Source organism: Gracilinema caldarium, assembly GCF_029265695.1.
GTDB classification, from domain to species: domain Bacteria; phylum Spirochaetota; class Spirochaetia; order Treponematales; family Breznakiellaceae; genus Gracilinema; species Gracilinema caldarium_A.
Genome location: NZ_JAJUHW010000035.1, coordinates 1 through 16,675, shown reverse-complemented (window position 1 = coordinate 16,675; position 16,675 = coordinate 1). Strand labels below are relative to the sequence as shown.

Annotated in this window: 19 protein-coding genes; all 19 read right to left on the bottom strand. The window is 48.6% G+C overall.

What is annotated here, in order from left to right; translation table 11 throughout:
- Positions 1-29: 29 nt before the first annotated feature.
- Positions 30-875, bottom strand: a complete 846-nt coding sequence (gene pstB / locus Q7P68_RS10825) for a phosphate ABC transporter ATP-binding protein PstB (protein WP_486187673.1) — start codon at positions 873-875, stop codon at positions 30-32.
- Positions 862-1,722, bottom strand: a complete 861-nt coding sequence (gene pstA / locus Q7P68_RS10820; protein ID WP_304225551.1) for a phosphate ABC transporter permease PstA — start codon at positions 1,720-1,722, stop codon at positions 862-864. Before pstA ends, pstB begins: the two co-directional genes overlap by 14 nt.
- Positions 1,715-2,719: a phosphate ABC transporter permease subunit PstC gene (gene pstC / locus Q7P68_RS10815; protein WP_304225550.1), complete on the bottom strand. Its 1,005-nt coding sequence runs from the start codon at positions 2,717-2,719 to the stop codon at positions 1,715-1,717. The genes pstA and pstC overlap by 8 nt, the downstream gene beginning before the upstream one ends.
- Before the next feature lie 19 nt (positions 2,720-2,738).
- Positions 2,739-3,839: a phosphate ABC transporter substrate-binding protein PstS gene (gene pstS, locus Q7P68_RS10810; RefSeq protein ID WP_304225548.1), complete on the bottom strand. Its 1,101-nt coding sequence runs from the start codon at positions 3,837-3,839 to the stop codon at positions 2,739-2,741.
- Positions 3,840-3,931: 92 nt separating this feature from the next.
- Entirely contained in the window at positions 3,932-4,207 is a 276-nt protein-coding gene (locus tag Q7P68_RS10805) for a hypothetical protein (protein WP_304225546.1), read from the bottom strand.
- 3 nt (positions 4,208-4,210) lie between these two features.
- Positions 4,211-5,134 carry a hypothetical protein gene (locus Q7P68_RS10800; RefSeq protein WP_304225544.1) on the bottom strand — a complete coding sequence of 308 codons (924 nt, stop codon included), beginning with the start codon at positions 5,132-5,134 and terminating at the stop codon, positions 4,211-4,213.
- 35 nt (positions 5,135-5,169) lie between these two features.
- Positions 5,170-6,663 carry a DUF92 domain-containing protein gene (locus tag Q7P68_RS10795; RefSeq protein ID WP_304225542.1) on the bottom strand — a complete coding sequence of 498 codons (1,494 nt, stop codon included), beginning with the start codon at positions 6,661-6,663 and terminating at the stop codon, positions 5,170-5,172.
- 22 nt (positions 6,664-6,685) lie between these two features.
- Positions 6,686-7,243 carry a carotenoid biosynthesis protein gene (locus Q7P68_RS10790; protein ID WP_304225540.1) on the bottom strand — a complete coding sequence of 186 codons (558 nt, stop codon included), beginning with the start codon at positions 7,241-7,243 and terminating at the stop codon, positions 6,686-6,688.
- Between the two features lie 137 nt (positions 7,244-7,380).
- Positions 7,381-8,331: a phytoene/squalene synthase family protein gene (locus Q7P68_RS10785; RefSeq protein ID WP_304225538.1), complete on the bottom strand. Its 951-nt coding sequence runs from the start codon at positions 8,329-8,331 to the stop codon at positions 7,381-7,383.
- A gap of 6 nt (positions 8,332-8,337) precedes the next feature.
- Positions 8,338-9,825 carry a phytoene desaturase family protein gene (locus tag Q7P68_RS10780; protein WP_304225536.1) on the bottom strand — a complete coding sequence of 496 codons (1,488 nt, stop codon included), beginning with the start codon at positions 9,823-9,825 and terminating at the stop codon, positions 8,338-8,340.
- Between the two features lie 52 nt (positions 9,826-9,877).
- Complete coding sequence (locus Q7P68_RS10775) at positions 9,878-10,321, bottom strand: LSm family protein (RefSeq protein WP_304225535.1); 444 nt, start codon at positions 10,319-10,321, stop codon at positions 9,878-9,880.
- 24 nt (positions 10,322-10,345) lie between these two features.
- Complete coding sequence (locus Q7P68_RS10770; RefSeq protein ID WP_304225533.1) at positions 10,346-11,479, bottom strand: NADH:ubiquinone reductase (Na(+)-transporting) subunit F; 1,134 nt, start codon at positions 11,477-11,479, stop codon at positions 10,346-10,348.
- 9 nt (positions 11,480-11,488) lie between these two features.
- A complete protein-coding gene (locus Q7P68_RS10765) occupies positions 11,489-12,082 on the bottom strand; it encodes an Rnf-Nqr domain containing protein (RefSeq protein ID WP_304225531.1) in 594 nt (197 codons plus the stop codon).
- Complete coding sequence (locus Q7P68_RS10760) at positions 12,079-12,738, bottom strand: NADH:ubiquinone reductase (Na(+)-transporting) subunit D (RefSeq protein WP_304225529.1); 660 nt, start codon at positions 12,736-12,738, stop codon at positions 12,079-12,081. The genes Q7P68_RS10765 and Q7P68_RS10760 overlap by 4 nt, the downstream gene beginning before the upstream one ends.
- Positions 12,735-13,352 carry an RnfABCDGE type electron transport complex subunit G gene (locus Q7P68_RS10755; protein WP_304225527.1) on the bottom strand — a complete coding sequence of 206 codons (618 nt, stop codon included), beginning with the start codon at positions 13,350-13,352 and terminating at the stop codon, positions 12,735-12,737. The genes Q7P68_RS10760 and Q7P68_RS10755 overlap by 4 nt, the downstream gene beginning before the upstream one ends.
- Entirely contained in the window at positions 13,349-14,314 is a 966-nt protein-coding gene (locus Q7P68_RS10750; protein WP_304225525.1) for an RnfABCDGE type electron transport complex subunit D, read from the bottom strand. The genes Q7P68_RS10755 and Q7P68_RS10750 overlap by 4 nt, the downstream gene beginning before the upstream one ends.
- Positions 14,315-14,406: 92 nt before the next feature.
- Entirely contained in the window at positions 14,407-15,171 is a 765-nt protein-coding gene (locus Q7P68_RS10745) for a lipoate--protein ligase family protein (protein ID WP_304225523.1), read from the bottom strand.
- On the bottom strand, positions 15,155-15,475 hold the full coding sequence (locus Q7P68_RS10740) for a lipoate protein ligase C-terminal domain-containing protein (RefSeq protein WP_304225521.1): 321 nt from the start codon (positions 15,473-15,475) through the stop codon (positions 15,155-15,157). The genes Q7P68_RS10745 and Q7P68_RS10740 overlap by 17 nt, the downstream gene beginning before the upstream one ends.
- Positions 15,472-16,368, bottom strand: a complete 897-nt coding sequence (gene lipA / locus Q7P68_RS10735; RefSeq protein WP_304225520.1) for a lipoyl synthase — start codon at positions 16,366-16,368, stop codon at positions 15,472-15,474. The genes Q7P68_RS10740 and lipA overlap by 4 nt, the downstream gene beginning before the upstream one ends.
- Positions 16,369-16,675 lie beyond the last annotated feature (307 nt).

The window sequence follows — 16,675 nt, the reverse complement described above, 5'->3', positions numbered from 1 at the left end:
ACGTAAGGTAACAAATAGTTACACATTTTTTAACCAAGACGGCCAGAAATATAATCTTCGGTTCGTTTATCCCTTGGATTGATAAAGATCTCCTTTGTCTCGCCGTATTCTATAAGACGCCCCTTATGGTCTTCGCCGGCCATAAAGAATGCGGTCATGTCAGAGGCCCGTGCGGCCTGCTGCATGTTATGTGTAACCAAAACGATTGTATACCGTTCCTTAAGGGCAAATAATAGGTCTTCAATTTTCAGCGTAGCCGTTGGATCCAGAGCGGAAGCAGGCTCATCAAGAAGAAGTATTTCAGGCTCGATAGCCAGAGCCCGGGCAATACAAAGACGCTGCTGCTGACCGCCGGATAAAGCAGTACCTGGAGCATTCAGCTTGTCCTTTACTTCATCCCATAGGGCCGCAGATCTGAGGGAGCGTTCAACAACCTCATCGTAGAATGATTTTTTCTGCTTCGGAAGGTTAAGCCTAAGCCCTGCAATGACGTTTTCATAAACCGTCTTGGTAGGAAATGGATTAGGTTTTTGAAACACCATACCTATGCGGCGTCGTATCCGCACCGGATCTGCCTCGGGAGCATAGATATTTTCCCCGTCAACTATTATTTCGCCTGTAGCATATGCACCCTTTATTACTTCGTGCATTCGGTTAATACAGCGTATCATGGTCGATTTTCCGCATCCAGAGGGACCAATAATAGCGGTAACCAGGCCGGGATAAATATCAAGATTAATGTCTTCTATTGCATGCTGTTTACCATAAAAGGCATTCAAATTGCGTATTTGTATTTTTGGTTCCCGTTGAGAAACATTATCTGCAGATTCATTTTGCGGACGAACGATATCGGCCATGGATTTAATGAGACTCATGATTCCACCTTCGTGTAAAATATTTAACTGCACCGCTGATAATACCTACCAGGGCGATAAGGAGCAGGGTTGCTCCCCAGGCTTTTTTATGCCAGTCATCATAGGGCGATATGGCGTAGCTATAGATTTGGAGCGGCATGGCTGCCATAGGCCTGCGTAAATCAAAATTAAAAAAGGTATTTCCTAAAGAGGTTAGCAAAAGAGGGGCCGTTTCTCCTGCAGCGCGGGCGACCGCAAGCATAATACTTGTTAAAAGGCCCGGAAGAACGGTGGGAATGACGATAAATATCACCACTTTCCAGCGCGGAGTTCCGAGTGCTAGGGCTGCTTCTCGGAGCGTATCAGGAACAAGTTTGAGAATTTCTTCCACACTTCGGGCAATAATTGGTATCATAATAACTGCAAGGGCAAGAGAACCGGCGAGGCCTGAATAGCCAGTTAAATTCCGTACTACCAGGGCCCAAATAAAAATACCTACAACGATAGAGGGAAGTTCAGCAAGCAATTCAACCGCAAAGCGAACCGCTGAAGCTAGTTTAGTAGTGCCGAATTCCACAATAAACACGGCTGTTGCAACTCCGATAGGAATTGCAATGAGGGCCGCCACCGCAAGCATCATAAGAGTACCCAGGATAGCTGGAGCAATTCCGCCCCCCTCTTCGCCGTAGGGTTTTGGAATCTGAGTAAAGAAATCAAGATTAAGTGCACCAATACCGTTTATAAAAATATGGGTAATAATAACAAACAGAATTAACACTGAAAGCAGCGTTGCAATTATGATAAGGCCATAGAAAAAAGCAGCCGTTAATTTTCTATATTTAATACGATCCAGCTCAACATCACGCATGGCGGGCATCACCCCCTTTCAGTATATATTGGGTTAAAAAGTGGGCTAGAATGTTGAATGCAGAAGCGACCACAAGAAGGAGCAACCCCAGTTCCACGATGGCGCTGAAATAGATGGACGAGTCCGCTTCGGTAAACTGGTTTGCTATTGCACTAGCAATAGTGTAGCCAGGGGTGAACAAAGAAGGACTAATTTTTGTGGTACTGTTTCCGATCACCATGGTGACTGCCATGGTCTCACCGATCGCACGGGCAAGTCCCAGCATGGCACCGCCGACAATACCGCCCCGGGCATAGGGTAAAACCGCCCCGGTTAACACCTCCCACTTCGTAGCTCCCAAAGCAAGCATACCTTCCTTTTGGAGCCGGGGCACATTTTTAAGGATTTCCCGGGATACTGATAAAATCGTGGGAAGAATCATAATGGCAAGAATTACACTTCCGGTCAGTAGGTCCTGACCTATAGGAGGACCTTCTACCAGGGCGCCTAAAACGGGAATTGGTCCCAGTATGGCCTGTAATGCCGGTTCTACGGTGCTGCGCATAACCGGAATAAGGACAAAGAGGCCCCAAATTCCATAGGCAACGCTCGGAATAGCCACAAGCAGCTCAATAATAAAACTGACAATTTTTCCAAGCCAAAGAGGCGCACATTCCACAATAAACAGGGCAGCACCGATGGCAAGCGGTGTAGCCAGAATCAATGCACCTACCGATGTTACTATGGTACCAAATATAAAAGGAAGGGCCCCAAAATTTATGGGGTGCATTTCTGTTTCAACCGGGTTCCAATCAGATCCGGTAAAAAACTTAAATCCAAAGCGCTCTATGGATTCCAAAGAATCATAAAACAAAAGGAGCACAAAGGCAGAAAGAAGAACAATTACGAAGACCGAAGCGCTTCCGATAACCACCGAAAAGACCCGGTCTCCCGGGTCCTTTGTGACGGACAAGCGCCCCGGATTTGTTTTGGTAAAAACATCCCAGGGCTTTTTCATCAACGTATATAATCCTTATTTATTTGGAAATACTCTCAGGCAGAGCCTGTTTTCCATTAATGGTCATTTTCTTTATAAGCACTTCAGCCTTTTTTATTGCATCTGTAGGAATGGGAGCATAGTCCAGGGCTTCGCAGTATTTCTGACCATCATGGGTAGCCCACCAGAGCATACGAGTAAGAGCTAGCGCTTTAGCTGCATCGGTCTGGGTGGTATACGCAAGGAGCCAGGTGAAACCTGCGATGGGGAATGCGTCTGGGTTGTCGCTGTTAACAAGCTTTACCCGCATATCATCGGGAAGGGCCACACCCTGGGCAGCCAGAGAAACAGACTTCATGTTGGGAGTAATCCACTTGCCTGCCTTATTCTTTACTTGACCGGCGGGGAGCTTATTCTGGTTCGCATAGGCCAGTTCCACATAACCGATCGCATAGGGAGTCTGCTTAACTACACCGGCCACACCTTCATTTCCCTTACCGCCAAGACCAACAGGCCACTGAACAGAGTTTCCTGCTCCGACTTTCTTGGCCCAGGTTTCGCTGACAGCAGCAAGGTAGCTGGTCCAAATATTGGTAGTACCGGAACCATCGGACCGGCGAACAACCACGATGAACTTGTTAACATTCTTTAGCGCAGGGTTGTCAGCTACGAGTTTGGCATCGTTCCATTTGATTATTTCACCGAGATAGATACCCGCTAAGGTTTCAGGGGTAAATTTCAATGAGTCCTTAACCTTGGCAAGTTCAGGTATATTATAGGTGGGAACGACGGCACCCATAGCGGCGGGAATATGTATAATTTCACCACCCTTGGCTGCAGCAAGCTGTTCGTCCGTCATAGGACCATCGGTGGCGCCAAAATCTACGGTCATGTCGCTGATACTCTTGATACCGCCGCCAGAACCGATGGACTGGTAGTTCACCTGCACACCAGTCAGCTTGTTGTACTCGCTGAACCATTTTGTGTAGAGAACTGCGGGGAAGGTAGCTCCTGCACCAGTGAGGTTCTTCGCTTCACCAGCTTCTGGACCTTTAACAAGGCCAGAGCCAGGAACAGTTTGTGCAAAGAGGGCACCGCCTGCAATAAGAGCACCCACGAGAACAATCGCCAGTTTCTTCATATCGACCTCCAAGTCAATTGTAAGTTGGCTGTAATCTATAAGGACGACATGAGAAGACTATAAAGAAATTGTTAAAATATCGTTAAAATTAATTATTTTTTTGTAAAAGCCTCAGTTTTTTTTTGCTCCGCCTCCCATTCGGCAATAAAATGCTCATAAGCCGCAATGGTCGCATATAAAATAGTATCCTGCAATTCACCCCGGCCGATCCAGTCCATTCCGTCCAAATGATAAAGATGTTGTAGCATATTTTTTAGATCCTCTAAGGTGAGATTTTTGTCATATTGTCTGCGCCGTTCCAAACCACGGACTTCCTGCTCAAAGGTCTCTTCGTATTTGATATCCCGCCACTCTGCAGCACCAATCATTGTTTATCTCCTTGTGATAGTTCTATTAATCTGTATTTCTGTACTTGGAATCAGCCGGCCGAACTGTTCATTCCAAGCTTGAACAGTGCAGCTTGTCCAGAAGCCCCTTTGATCAAAAGAATATTTGTATCGATATTCAAAATTTTCCATTTTGAGGCGTCCGTATTGCCTCACCAGCAAGCCCCGTTCATCATATTGAAAATTTCGCTCCGACAGAGAGCCCTCTGCAGCAATTTCGCGGACCAAACGTATGCGATTCTTTCCATCATACAAAAACTCGAATTTACTCTGCCCATTGGTCACAGAAGACACGAGGTTATGAGCATCGTAGTCCATTATCGTAATGGGAACGACACTTCCGTCCTGAGATATACTTGAAATCTGCCCAAGATTGCCCTGAGAAAAATGATATTCATAAAGGGTTTCTAGTTCTCCAGTTTCGGTATACCAGCTTTCTTCAACTCCTGATTCCCAGTAACGTAGCAGCACAAATAGATTTTCCCCATCTTTTTTATATTGACAACGAAGAGGGCCATTATCTAGATATTCTGTTACAACAATAGTAATTTTTTCATCCGGTAGATCTATCCGGACCGGAAGCCCTGCTTCATTCCGTTTGACCCGAATAGTATTGAACTTGCTCTCCCAAAACAGGGGGAATATAGATCTTCTATAAAAACCGTCATATGCAAGCTCATATTGAGCCTTATCGTAGGATACAGAAACTGCCATTTCCGGCTCTTGTGGAATTGATAATATATCTGGAGGCAATATCGGCGAATCAGAAAGAAAAATGTCCGAGTTGCCATTTTGGGCCTGAAACCAGAGAAGAAAGAGGGGAACTTTCAGAGAAGGTTTCGATGGTTCGGCAGCAAAGAGGACCGAGATGTAAAAAAATAATCCCAAATAGGAAATACATCGTTTCATAACCCTTTTATTGTACACCGATGAACCAGGCAGGACTAGTATTGAAGCGCCATAAACAAGACAGAAACGACGAGCGTGGCTATTAAAATGGACAGGAAATTGACCATATCGTTGTTCATCCAGGCAAGCCCTTTAATCAGCGTATTTTTTAGGGAACCAGAAATGGGCCGTTCCACAAGCCGCCCTGTTTCGGCGCAGCGGTACTGGGCTTGCAGAGTGGCACCCAAAATTGAATCCACTAGGGATCCCATAAAACCGCCTATCAATACGGGCACTAAAAGCCCTCTTGCTCGGTCTGGGTCAAGTACAAAAGAGAAAATAGTAATCAGCAAAGAACCCGCAAATGAGGCTGCAAATCCAAACAGGCTAACTCCTCCAGAAATCCCTGGAGACACTGGTTTTAGGTTGATGATAGAACGGGGTGTACCGCGGCTTAAGATCCCTAGTTCGCTGGCCCAGGTGTCTGCAGTGGCTGCTGCAAAAGACACAAGAAAGGCCACAAGGAAAAGGTGCTGCGCCGTTACTGCATAGAGAATAGCGCTGATCATGCCAACACCACCGTTGGCAAGAACCTGAATTGCATCCCGGCGGTCTCCTTTTTCATGGATTTTGCTGAGACCAAGCCGTTCTTTCTGTTCCCGTCGCAACCGGCCCACCACACTGGATGAAATAAAAAACGCAGCAAGTACCACAAGTCCACCCAATCCGGTTCCCATAAAAATGACAGTACCCAAACCAAGCCCGGCAAGGGCTCCTTCTGCGGTTACGGTCTCTTTAATCCATGCGATAAAAGCCGCTATACCAAGAACCGAAAAAGCCAGAATAAAGTTCGTATTAAGCGGTAAGGGGGCAAGATAATGTACATACAAAGCTGTGCCGAGGGGCACCGTAAGATTGTCCGTTCCAAAGGGAGAAAATACTTCAAGATATGCAGCCACAAGACCTGTGGCAACAGCCCGGCCAATTGCTTCGGTTACTGTAACAGAGGGATCAAAGACCATGGTCATGAAAAATACAACTAATGCGGAAGCAGTAAACATGGCAATGCTGCCGGCTAAAGATTTACGGGAGCCGAACACTTTTCCGGAGGGGCTTTTTAATCCATCCCCTACCAAAGCCGCAAGACCATCACCCCAGCCAAGTACCAAAATAGCTGTTCCCGCTACCCACTTTGGCATAAATCCATTCCAAGAGGCGATAACCAACAGCAAAAGTGAGATCGGAAAATACACAGTCCCGTAATTATGCCGGGATTCATCGTTATTCATTCCCTTAAACGCATTCGCTTTTATACTAAGCCAATTGAGCACGATGAAGACCGCAGGTCCAATACTTGCAATGAGGGGATTTTTCATCCAGGACATGGCAAAAAGCCACCAATGGGATACACCGATATGCACAATCTTTCGGCTCGTTTTTGGAGACACTGCTCCACGGCCGGACAATATATTTGCAAGAGCTATGAATACAAATACATACACAAATGATCCCATGAGGCCAATCAGATCTTGCATCAACATACTACTCATAATAATTCCTAATATTATAAAATTAACGAGCAAAGGCAAGGCCGAAACGGAGTAAAATAAAAAAGCCTGCTTGAATAAGAATATATCCCTGGAGGGTTTTTGCTTTAAAACTTTCTTTTAAGTACCATGTGGGCAGGGCGAAAATGTAAGAAATAAGAAACCAGGCCGCATAATTCTTAAGAGGAATTGATCCTCCTGTCCAGGTCCAATAGTTAAGGCCAATAGCGACGGGTTCCATAATAAAGTCAAAAAGAACACAGAGCAGGGCAGTTACGAAAGCCCCAAGGGGTGCATACCGAATGCGGAATCGGCTCCATACCAGGCGAGAAAAACCAAGCACAACAAGAACCCAGTTAAAACCGATAATAGGCGGCACGTTAAAAAAGTGTTTGCCTAAAACAGGGCCATAACGGTAGGCGCCGAAAATTGCTCCCGTTGCAACTCCAAGCGCTTCAAGAGTAACAGTAACCAGGAACGTAGGGGTGGCCCATACGAGGATCCCTGCTCCCTCTTCCTGTAGGGCCAGAATAAACACCACCCCTCCGCATATCAAAAGGAGGTAGGGGGTTAATAACAACATTAATGGCCTAGTTATAGCAAAAAGGTGTCCCCAGAGACCCACAAAAAACAAAAATCCTAAAAGTCCGATTACAAGGGGTTCTTTCCTTTCCGTACCTTTATGTGAACTCCGAGGCTGTTCCTGTCTAAAATTCATAATTAAACCACCAAACCTTTTAAAATATTTAGAAAAAATTGGACAAAAATTCGCTTCTTGCTGGGTTTAACCTTTCTTTGAAATACCACCAGGGGCTGTTTTTCTATTACCTCTGCGGTCCACCAGTACATATCCGCGGCGGTCATAATAGGGATCCGATACCGATAAGGAATGAAGCGATAACCCAAGACCGCTCCCTGCTGCCATTCCCGGTACCGGGAGAGGTGGTATCTGAGCCAAGCGGCAAAGCGTTCCGGATTTTTTTGAGCCCAGAGGGGTTCTGTAACCTCCAATGATTCTCCTTCTAAAGGAAGATAACGGCGTCCCAGGGTCCGGTCCTCTGACACATCCCGGATAAAGTTGATGTACTGCATGGCCCGTCCTAAAAGGCGGGCAGGTTCCAAGGCTGCTTCTGGGAGTTCCATACAGCGGCTCATAAAAAGGCCAATTACCTCGGCGGATCCATACATGTAAGTAAGACATTCATTCAAGGTATCGTAATTTTGTTTAGTTAGATCCGCTTCCATGGCATCTAAAAAAGCCACAGTCCATGCTGGGTCAAAACCAACGGTGCGCCCTAATGCAACAAAAGCATCGATCACCGCCCGGTCTTCCGGCGTTGGCTCTTCCGGAGCTGGCTCATCCGGAGCGGGTTTTTGAAAGCCCTGGGACGCTCTCTCCAGAGACAGGGCTTGAGCAGACTGCCTGAGGTTTATTCCCAGGGCCTGTTCCGCGCAGGCACGAAAGCGGTAAAAGCCTGCCGCATCCTGGGGCTGGGCATCTACAAAGTCATCGGCCCGGCGAACAAAGGCATAAAGGGTATAAACCCGTTCTCTCAGCTGAGGAGGAAAAAAACGGCTTGCATTAAAGTACGTTTTACTCCCATGCTGGAACGTAGCTTTTTGGTAAGCCTTGAGATCAGAGAGGCCAATTGTGTCCTGAGTTACTTGCACCTTGATTTACCCTTTTAGATATTCGCATACGATAGGAGCGATAACCTGGGAAGCAATAAAGGTCATGGGAACCCCCACACCCGGGTGGGTATATTGCCCAGCATAAAAGAGTCCATTAATCTTTTTACTCCGCATGGCCGGCCGGAATACGGCAGTCTGCCTTAGAGTATGGGCCATTCCGAGGGCGGTACCCTTAAAGGCATGATAGCTTTCAGTAAAGTCACGCTGGGAAAAAAGGCGCTGTACCTCAATAAAGGGCCTAATTGAAATTCCTAAACGGTGCTCCACATGACGTAACACTTTTTCGTAATAGGCTTCGCGAACTTCATCGATGTCAGAGAGGCCCGGTGCGGTGGGTACCAGGAGGAACAGATTTTCTTTTCCAGCGGGGGCCGCCCTTCGGTCGGTTTTAGATGCCGCAGACAGGTAAAAACAGGGCTTCTCGGGCCATGAGGGCTTCTTAAAAATGGTATCGAAATGACCATTCCAATCATGGGAAAAATAAAGGTTGTGATGGGTCAATTCGGGGATTTCCTTGTTCAAACCCAGATAGGCAATAAACATACTTGGGGCAAGCACTGCCTTGTCCCAATAGGAACTGCTATAATTTGCCTTACTCGGATCCACGAGATCCCGATCTGCATGGGCATAGTCGCCGCACATCACCACCGCATCGGCAGCATATTCCCGCTCCCGGCCATCTTTGACTGAGCGGACAGCTACCGAAGGGCCCGAACGTTCATCAATATGACATACATCTTCTCTATATTCTATGGACACACCGAGCTCGCCGCAAAGTTTGACGAGGCCTTCTACTATGGCGTACATACCGCCTTTGGGAAAGTATACGCCGTCGGCGATATCAAGATAGGAGATAAGCGAATAGAGGGCTGGCGCATTAGTGGGGCTTGCTCCTAAAAAGACCATGGCATATTCTAAAATCTGCCGGGCTCGGACATCGGAAAAGTATCGGCCCACATAGGGATCTAGGGCTTGGAAAATATTGAGCCTGAGGCCCTCGGTCATGAGACGCTTGTTGAGGAACTGGAATACATGGCGGTACTCCCGGTACAGGAAGTCCTGCATGGCTGTGTCGTATTTATATTTGGCGTTTTGAATATAGGCTTCCAGCCGCTGGCCGCCGCCTGATTCAAAGGTTTCGAAGAGGGTCTTTGTCTGCTCAAAATCGCTGGTAATGCTGACCGGATCGTGGCGCTCGAAATACACCGTATAGTGGGTTTTTAGCTTTTCAAGCCCGTAGTATTGGGCCCGCTTCTTGCCGAAAAGTGAAAAATAAGCGTCGAACACCTCGGGCATCAGATACCAGGATGGTCCCATGTCAAAGGCAAAACCATCTTTTTCCCAAAGCCGCGCCCGGCCCCCAGGGGAATCGCATTTTTCCAGGATAGTAACCTGGTAGCCCTCTTTTGCAAGCAAGGCTGCGGTCGTAAGACCCGCAAAGCCCGCACCTATAACAATGACTTGTTTTTTCATTTATGTTTTTCTCCAAATAAGGAAGCTATCCAACGGTGGATTTTCTCACTGGCTAGAACAACAATCGTTTCAGCACCACTGGATCGAGCCGGAAGGGGCTTCCCTGTCCCTGACAGAAATGGTGCACCCGCAAAAGGTGCAAGGAAAGATCTGAATAAATAACTGTATCCGCCCCTTTCCGTACCGACACGGCGTTCTTGTGATAGAGGCCATCCCCATAGGGACAGGGAAGCTTGCCCCGGGCTTCGTCGCTTTTAACCAGGTACTGCCCTTGGATGGTAATCGGTTCACCGAGCCCCTCAGCACCCTTGCGGGCAAGGGCTTCAAGCCGTTCTGCCACAAGGTCAAAATCGAGACCCAGGGCTCGGAACAGTTCTTCGTCGGCTTCGACAATATCGCTTAAAGGCCGTGTATCACTGCCAAGGAAACCAGTGCTGGTTAACACACCGGCCTTCATTTTCTCATAGGCGGCCCGTTCATCAAAATTCATTTTCATAGATCCACTCCCCTTTTATCGTCCTTATGCGAACTTGTCGTAATAGATCTTATCCTGTCCAATGCCATTGGCGGTCATTACCTTAACACAGGCGTCGATCATGCCGGGGCTGCCGCAGAGATAGCCCTCCATGGGTTTGTCCTTACCGATTTTTTCTTTAAAGTAAGAATCGAGCACATTGGTAATAAGTCCCACAGGGCCGGTCCAGGCATCTTCAGGTTTCGGTTCCGACAGGGCGGGCACAAAATGAAAGTTGGGGAAACGCTGAGCCAGGTCCGCCATTTCATCAAGATAGAACATATCCCGTTTGGACCGGGCTCCGAAGAAATACCAGATCTCCCGATTCGTCCACTGGCTCGTTTGGGCCATGTGGTTTAGCATGGACTTAAAGGGGGCCATGCCGGAACCGCCGGCAACGAACACCATGGTCGCGTCGGTATCGCGGACAGCAAATTCGCCAAAGGGACCGACAACTTCTACCGTATCGCCTTCTTTGAGGTGCTGGTGTACCCAGGTTGTGGCAATGCCTCCGGGAACAAGCCGGATAAGAAATTCAATATGGTTCTTGTCCTGTGGTGTGGAGGACATAGAATAAGCCCGCTGCACGCTCTCCTTAAGGTCTCCGTAGGGAGGCACCACCAGCTGGGCATACTGGCCCGGCGTAATGGAAATGCCCCCGGAGGCAATCGCTTCGTCCGAAAGCTTGAGGTACACTTCCTTAATATCGTAGGTGAGATTCCGCAGGCGCTCTACCGTTGTCTTGAACTTGCGGACATTAAAGAGGGCTTCCGGCAGTTCTATAGCAATATTTTTTTTCACCTTAACCTGGCAGGAGAGCCGTACATTCCGTTCCACTTCTTCTTTTGTCATATAGGGGAGCTCTGTCGGCAGGTGGGGCCCCACATCAGAGAGGACACGGACCTTGCAGGCCCCGCAGGAGCCCCGGCCGCCGCAGGCGGAGGGCACAAAAATATTTTGGAAGGCCAGGGTTCCTAAAAGGGGACTCCCGCCCTTTACGGTAAGCACCTTTTTGCCGCCGTTTATGTCGATATTTACCTCGCCGTAATCGTTGACAATCCGGTCAGTAATAGAAATAACCAGGGCTAAAACCGATGAAATCAGGGCTACCACCAGGGGGCCGAGCAGCAAGGGACTCATTGCAACCTCCTACTGAACACTGAGCATGCCGGAAAAGCCGATAAAGGCCATGGCCATGAACCCGATAGTAATGATGGTAATACCGGGGCCCTTAAGTCCCGCAGGCACCGGGGCTACATCAATCTTTTTCCGGATTGATGAAAGGAGCATGATGGCGAGCCACCAGCCTGCGCCGGATCCGAAACCAAAACTGAGGGTTTGCCAAAAATTGTAATTCCGAATCTGCATAAAGAGAATGGCCCCCAGTATGGCACAGTTCACCGTAATGAGGGGAAGAAAGATACCCAAGGCCATATACAGGGCCGGAGACAGACGGTCTATCAGCATTTCCAAAATTTGAACAATAGCTGCAATAACTATAATAAAAATAATAAAGGAAAGATAATCCAGCCCCAGGGGCTCTATAACCAGTTTCAGCACCGCCCATGAGACTACCATGGTGATGGTCATAACCACGGTGACCGCGAGGCCCAGGCCGAAGGAGCTTTTTTGGTCCTTGGATATGGAAATAAAGGAACACATCCCAAGGAAGTTCGCAAGCAGGATGTTGCTCGTAAAGACCGAAGCAAAAAGCAGGGTAATCGGATGCACCATGGGACTCATTTTGCCCCTCCTTGTTTAGCCTTAGCAGCGATTTTCATGTTCTCCTGCAGAGTCTTGGCTCCCCACATAACCAGGGCTACGAGGAAAAAGGCACTGGGGGCCATAATCATAATGGTCCAGGGAGTAAAGGCTGCTCCCAATAGGGCGCTCAACACAGGAAGGCCAAAGAGGCTGCCAAAGCCCAAGAGTTCCCGGACCACCGCGATAAGCATGAGAACCGCCATGTAGCCGAAACCGCTCGTAAGTCCGTCCCAAAAGGAAAGGAGCGGCGGGTTGGATCGGGCAAAGCCTTCTGCCCGGCCCATGATGATGCAGTTAGTGATAATGAGCCCCACATAGGGCCCTAAAGAACGGGAGATATCCGGCAGGTAGGCTCGGAGCAGTATATCGATAATGATGACGAAAAAACTGATTACCAGGACCTGAACTATCATGCGAACCTTGTTTGGTATGAGCTTGTTCAGGTCCGAAAGGCTCATGCTGGAAAAGGCGGTGGTCAGGCTCACCCCAATAGTCATGATAGCCGTATTGGTAAGGTTATTGGTTACTGCCAGGGTCGAGCAGATACCCAATACCTGGATAAAAATAGGATTGTTCCACCAGAGGTTCTGCACAAGAATTTCTGCGGCAGGCCCCCGTTTTTTTGCCGCGCTCATCGCAAGCCTCCCTGATCCCGCAGTGTTTCAAACACCCGGATCTCCTTATTTACAATGTCCTGAATAGCCTGGCTCGTTCTGGATGCGCCGGTAACCGCATCGACCTGGCTGTTATCTGGGTCAGGGTCACCCTTCCCGCTTCCCTGCAGAACCGCGATACCTCCAGCGCCGATTCTTTCACCCTTAAATTGGGCCTGGAACCAGCCTTCATCGATACGGCCGCCGAGACCCGGTGTTTCATTGTGGGAAACGATTCGGAAGCCCTCGATTCGTTCGACCGGTTCGTCGACGGCGAGTATGGCTCGGATAGTTCCCCAAAGACCGGGGCCTGCAACCATGGCAGCATAACGGTTCTGGTTGTCCACTGTTGCTTTATAGATAATCCCCGCATCGGTCTTAAACTCAGTCACCTGGCTTGTGTAAAGGGCATCCACCTGGGATGGAGCCGAATAGGCAATACCCAGGGCTGCTAAAATGGCCGACCGCTCCGAAAGCCTCCGATTTGCCGCGACCCGGTCCTTGGTAAGCTCGTTTGCCAGGGCAAGGAAAAACACAAAAACAATACAGATAATAAATGTAAAGAGTACCGTATAAAGCATGCCATCTCGCTTCATTTAGCGCCTCCTGTATCTTTTGCCGCACGAGCGGTATTCGCAGCTGCGGCTGCGGGGGCGGCCTTTTTGCCTCCCACAAGGTCATCAAAAAGTGAAGCTGCGGTATTTCCCAGAAGGACCGCAAAACTGGTCCCCTCGGGGAAAAGCGAGAAGGTTCGGATCAGCACCACGGAAACGCCGATGACTATTCCATACAGCCATTGGGCAAGGGGCTTTTTTGGAGCACTCACCGGATCGGTAGCCATAAAAACCGCTACAAAGAGGAAGCTCCCCACAAGGAGATTTTCCATCGGTAAAGCCTTGGCGACCCCAGCAAGAAGCAGGGCACCGGTGAGCAGCACCGCCGAGCCAATGGTGGACACTATAAGCCGCCAGCTTGCAGTTTTTGTTGCCACCAGGTAAATACCCGCAAGAACTATAAGGAGCACAGAACTTTCACCTAATGAGCCCATACGGAAACCTAAAATTGCGTTAAGAACTGAAAGGGGTTCTCCATGACGAAGCTGGGCAAGGGGTGTGGCGGCGCTCATCCCGTCCACCGGATACCCCCAAAGCCCCGCAGCGGCTCCGAAATTGCCGGCCTGTACAAAACCTGCCTGCATGATGGTGGCAAAGGATATGTACACAAAAAGCCGCCCTGCGATGGCGGGGTTAAAGATATTCCGGCCGAAACCGCCATACACTTCCTTGGCCATAAACACAGTAAAGACAATCCCTACTGCCACAATCCAAAGGGGAACCACCGGCGGCATCGAAAGGGTATAGAGAGCGCAGGTCACGAGAACTGCCTCGCTTACCTTTTTACCCCGCTTTTTTTCAAAAAGATATTCCACGAGGATCCCCAAAGGAAACACCACCAGGGCAGTTAACAGGGGACGCACACCATATAAGTAGATAGAAAAAAGGAAAATGGGCGCAAGACTATACAGTACCTTGCGCATGATCGGCTGTTTTTGAAACAAGGTATCCTCCTCTCGGATACCAGTATAGTGGGTAATACAATTTTATCAAGCTTATTTTATATTATTCTAATAATTATTCTTAAAATAAATTATCACCGCTTCATGTTCCAAGCAGGATCTGCAAACCGAGAATGAATAAGTTCCCGAGCACGAGACTCTTCTGTTGCGCTTACTTGCTGCGCAGCCAAATCGAGATCGAGGGCCTGCGTAAATCCCCGGACTAACGCAGCAGCAGTCTCCTCAAAAGTGACAGAGCGGCCAAGAACAGCCTGAAGACTCGTAACCCGTTCTTTAACATCCGCAATGAGCTTACCCTTGGCCTTTTCCGAAGGAACCTTGAGCAGGGTAAACATGAGGTCCACATCAACATTAAGCAATATGGTCCCATGCTGAAGGATACATCCAAGCTTGCGGGTCTGGGCGTTGCCTGAAATCTTTTTGCCCTCAACCACAATGTCATTGATAGGGGCAAATCGGGCTTTCACCCCCAGTATTTCAAGGCCCGCCACAATTCCCTGACAAAGCCTCCCGTAGCTAGCAAGAATCGCCTGGTCCGCAAGAGGGTGATCCAACGGAAGCACAATGCTGTAGGTTACTTCAGATTGATGAAATACTGCTCCGCCGCCGGTAATGCGCCGCACATAATCGATGCCATACTCGCGGCATGCGGCCAGGTCCACCTCTTCATCCATGCCCTGAAAGTATCCAACAGAAATTGCCGCCGGCTTCCAGCCATAAAGTCTTAAGGTCGGCGGAACAGTACCGGCCGCAACTTGCTCGAGGATAGCCTGGTCCAGGGCCATATTATAGTAAGCTTTGTTATAACCGGTTTCGAGCAGCCTAAATTGATGAGCCATGAGTTTCTTCTTTTACACCGACACCGCCAGCCTGGGCCAATGCGGTCAAAACGACCTCTGCGAGTCCAGACCCGGAAATTCCTTCTACCTCAATATGGAGCTCTTTAACAAGTTCGGTAAATCGGGATCCTAGGTTTTGCACTTCTGTCCCCGTGAGCCTTTCCTCGAGTTCTTCAAAGGCTTCTTCGGGAACCGCAAAAAAGTCTCCCCGGATCTGAATCCTTTCAATACGACTCCCCTCAAGTTCTGCGCTAAAACGGATGAGCTTACACTCAGCGGGTTTTCCAAGGCCTTTTATGGTCATAGCATCCCCTCCCCACCAGGATCTCTCCCTGCAGCGCCTGCATTCCAGGCTTCCTGGGCATGATAGCTCGTACGAGCAAAGGGGCTTGCTACCACAGTCTTAAATCCCTTTTCCCGGCCAAACCGTGCATATTCTTTGAAGTGATCTGGATGTATATATTCGGTTACCGGTAGCTGCTGCGGCCCGGGCTGCAGGTACTGCCCCAGCACAAGGACATCCACATCGACTGAACGGAGGTCATCCATAGCGGTGAGCACTTCATCAACCTGTTCGCCCAATCCTAAAAGCAAGCTTGATTTCGTAAGTGGTGTGCCTAACTTCTTTGCCAGATATAAAGTATGGAGGCTCTTTTCATAGGAAGCCCGCCTGTCTCTTATATGCTGCAGGGAACGGACCGTTTCAATATTGTGGGCCACCACATCGGGCTGCGCCTCTATAACCGCTTCTATTTCACCTTCTATAAAATCAGGGATAAGTACTTCTACTCGAACCTTGGGGTTTCGTTCCTTAATAGCCTGTATACAGTGGGCAAAATGATGTGATCCCCGGTCTTCTAGGTCATCCCGGTCAACTGAAGTAATAACCGCATATTTAAGTCTCAGTTCTTCTACCGCTAAAGCCAGCTGCTCAGCCTCTTCAGGCACAAGAGGCCTGCCAGTTTTTGCAGTGGCAACTGCACAGAAACGGCAGCCCCGGGTACAGGTATCTCCCAGGATCATAAATGTGGCGGTGCCTGCGCCCCAGCATTCTCCCTTGTTGGGGCAGCGAGCCTCGTCGCATACCGTATGCAGGGCACGCCGTTCAAGAATAGCGCTGACCTCTTGCCATGTTTCTCCTGATGGTACCTTTACACGAATCCATTCTGGTTTACGCAGCATTGTTCCCGGTGACATACGTTGGAGTATAAACTGAATAACATGTTTTACCAAGAGATAAAGACAAAATGATCGCTCATCATTTTTTATTTTTTGGCTTGACCGTTTGGAAATCTCGGAACATTATGGGAAAAACGCGATTAAATGACAGTGAGCCTGTTTCGGCGGCCATGTTATGCTGAGACTCAAAATTAAAACACAAAAGACAGTATAAATAAGGTGTAGAATCCGTTACACTTAAAGCGGAGACACCATGAAAAAGAGACAAAGTTTTGACAAAGCGTTTAAAGCGAAAGTCGCATTGGAAGCACTCCGGGAGGGAATG

Coding starts and splice junctions, on each gene's coding strand:
- Q7P68_RS10805 (WP_304225546.1), bottom strand. CDS start 4,207: ATGATTGGTGCTGCAGAGTGGCGGGATATCAAATACGAAGAGACCTTT.
- pstB (WP_486187673.1), bottom strand. CDS start 875: ATGAGTCTCATTAAATCCATGGCCGATATCGTTCGTCCGCAAAATGAA.
- pstC (WP_304225550.1), bottom strand. CDS start 2,719: ATGAAAAAGCCCTGGGATGTTTTTACCAAAACAAATCCGGGGCGCTTG.
- Q7P68_RS10795 (WP_304225542.1), bottom strand. CDS start 6,663: ATGAGTAGTATGTTGATGCAAGATCTGATTGGCCTCATGGGATCATTT.
- Q7P68_RS10780 (WP_304225536.1), bottom strand. CDS start 9,825: ATGAAAAAACAAGTCATTGTTATAGGTGCGGGCTTTGCGGGTCTTACG.
- pstA (WP_304225551.1), bottom strand. CDS start 1,722: ATGCGTGATGTTGAGCTGGATCGTATTAAATATAGAAAATTAACGGCT.
- Q7P68_RS10770 (WP_304225533.1), bottom strand. CDS start 11,479: ATGAGTCCCTTGCTGCTCGGCCCCCTGGTGGTAGCCCTGATTTCATCG.
- Q7P68_RS10800 (WP_304225544.1), bottom strand. CDS start 5,134: ATGAAACGATGTATTTCCTATTTGGGATTATTTTTTTACATCTCGGTC.
- Q7P68_RS10745 (WP_304225523.1), bottom strand. CDS start 15,171: ATGGCTCATCAATTTAGGCTGCTCGAAACCGGTTATAACAAAGCTTAC.
- pstS (WP_304225548.1), bottom strand. CDS start 3,839: ATGAAGAAACTGGCGATTGTTCTCGTGGGTGCTCTTATTGCAGGCGGT.
- Q7P68_RS10760 (WP_304225529.1), bottom strand. CDS start 12,738: ATGAGCGCGGCAAAAAAACGGGGGCCTGCCGCAGAAATTCTTGTGCAG.
- Q7P68_RS10755 (WP_304225527.1), bottom strand. CDS start 13,352: ATGAAGCGAGATGGCATGCTTTATACGGTACTCTTTACATTTATTATC.
- Q7P68_RS10790 (WP_304225540.1), bottom strand. CDS start 7,243: ATGTTGTTATTAACCCCCTACCTCCTTTTGATATGCGGAGGGGTGGTG.
- Q7P68_RS10765 (WP_304225531.1), bottom strand. CDS start 12,082: ATGAGTCCCATGGTGCATCCGATTACCCTGCTTTTTGCTTCGGTCTTT.
- Q7P68_RS10740 (WP_304225521.1), bottom strand. CDS start 15,475: ATGACCATAAAAGGCCTTGGAAAACCCGCTGAGTGTAAGCTCATCCGT.
- lipA (WP_304225520.1), bottom strand. CDS start 16,368: ATGTCACCGGGAACAATGCTGCGTAAACCAGAATGGATTCGTGTAAAG.
- Q7P68_RS10775 (WP_304225535.1), bottom strand. CDS start 10,321: ATGAAAATGAATTTTGATGAACGGGCCGCCTATGAGAAAATGAAGGCC.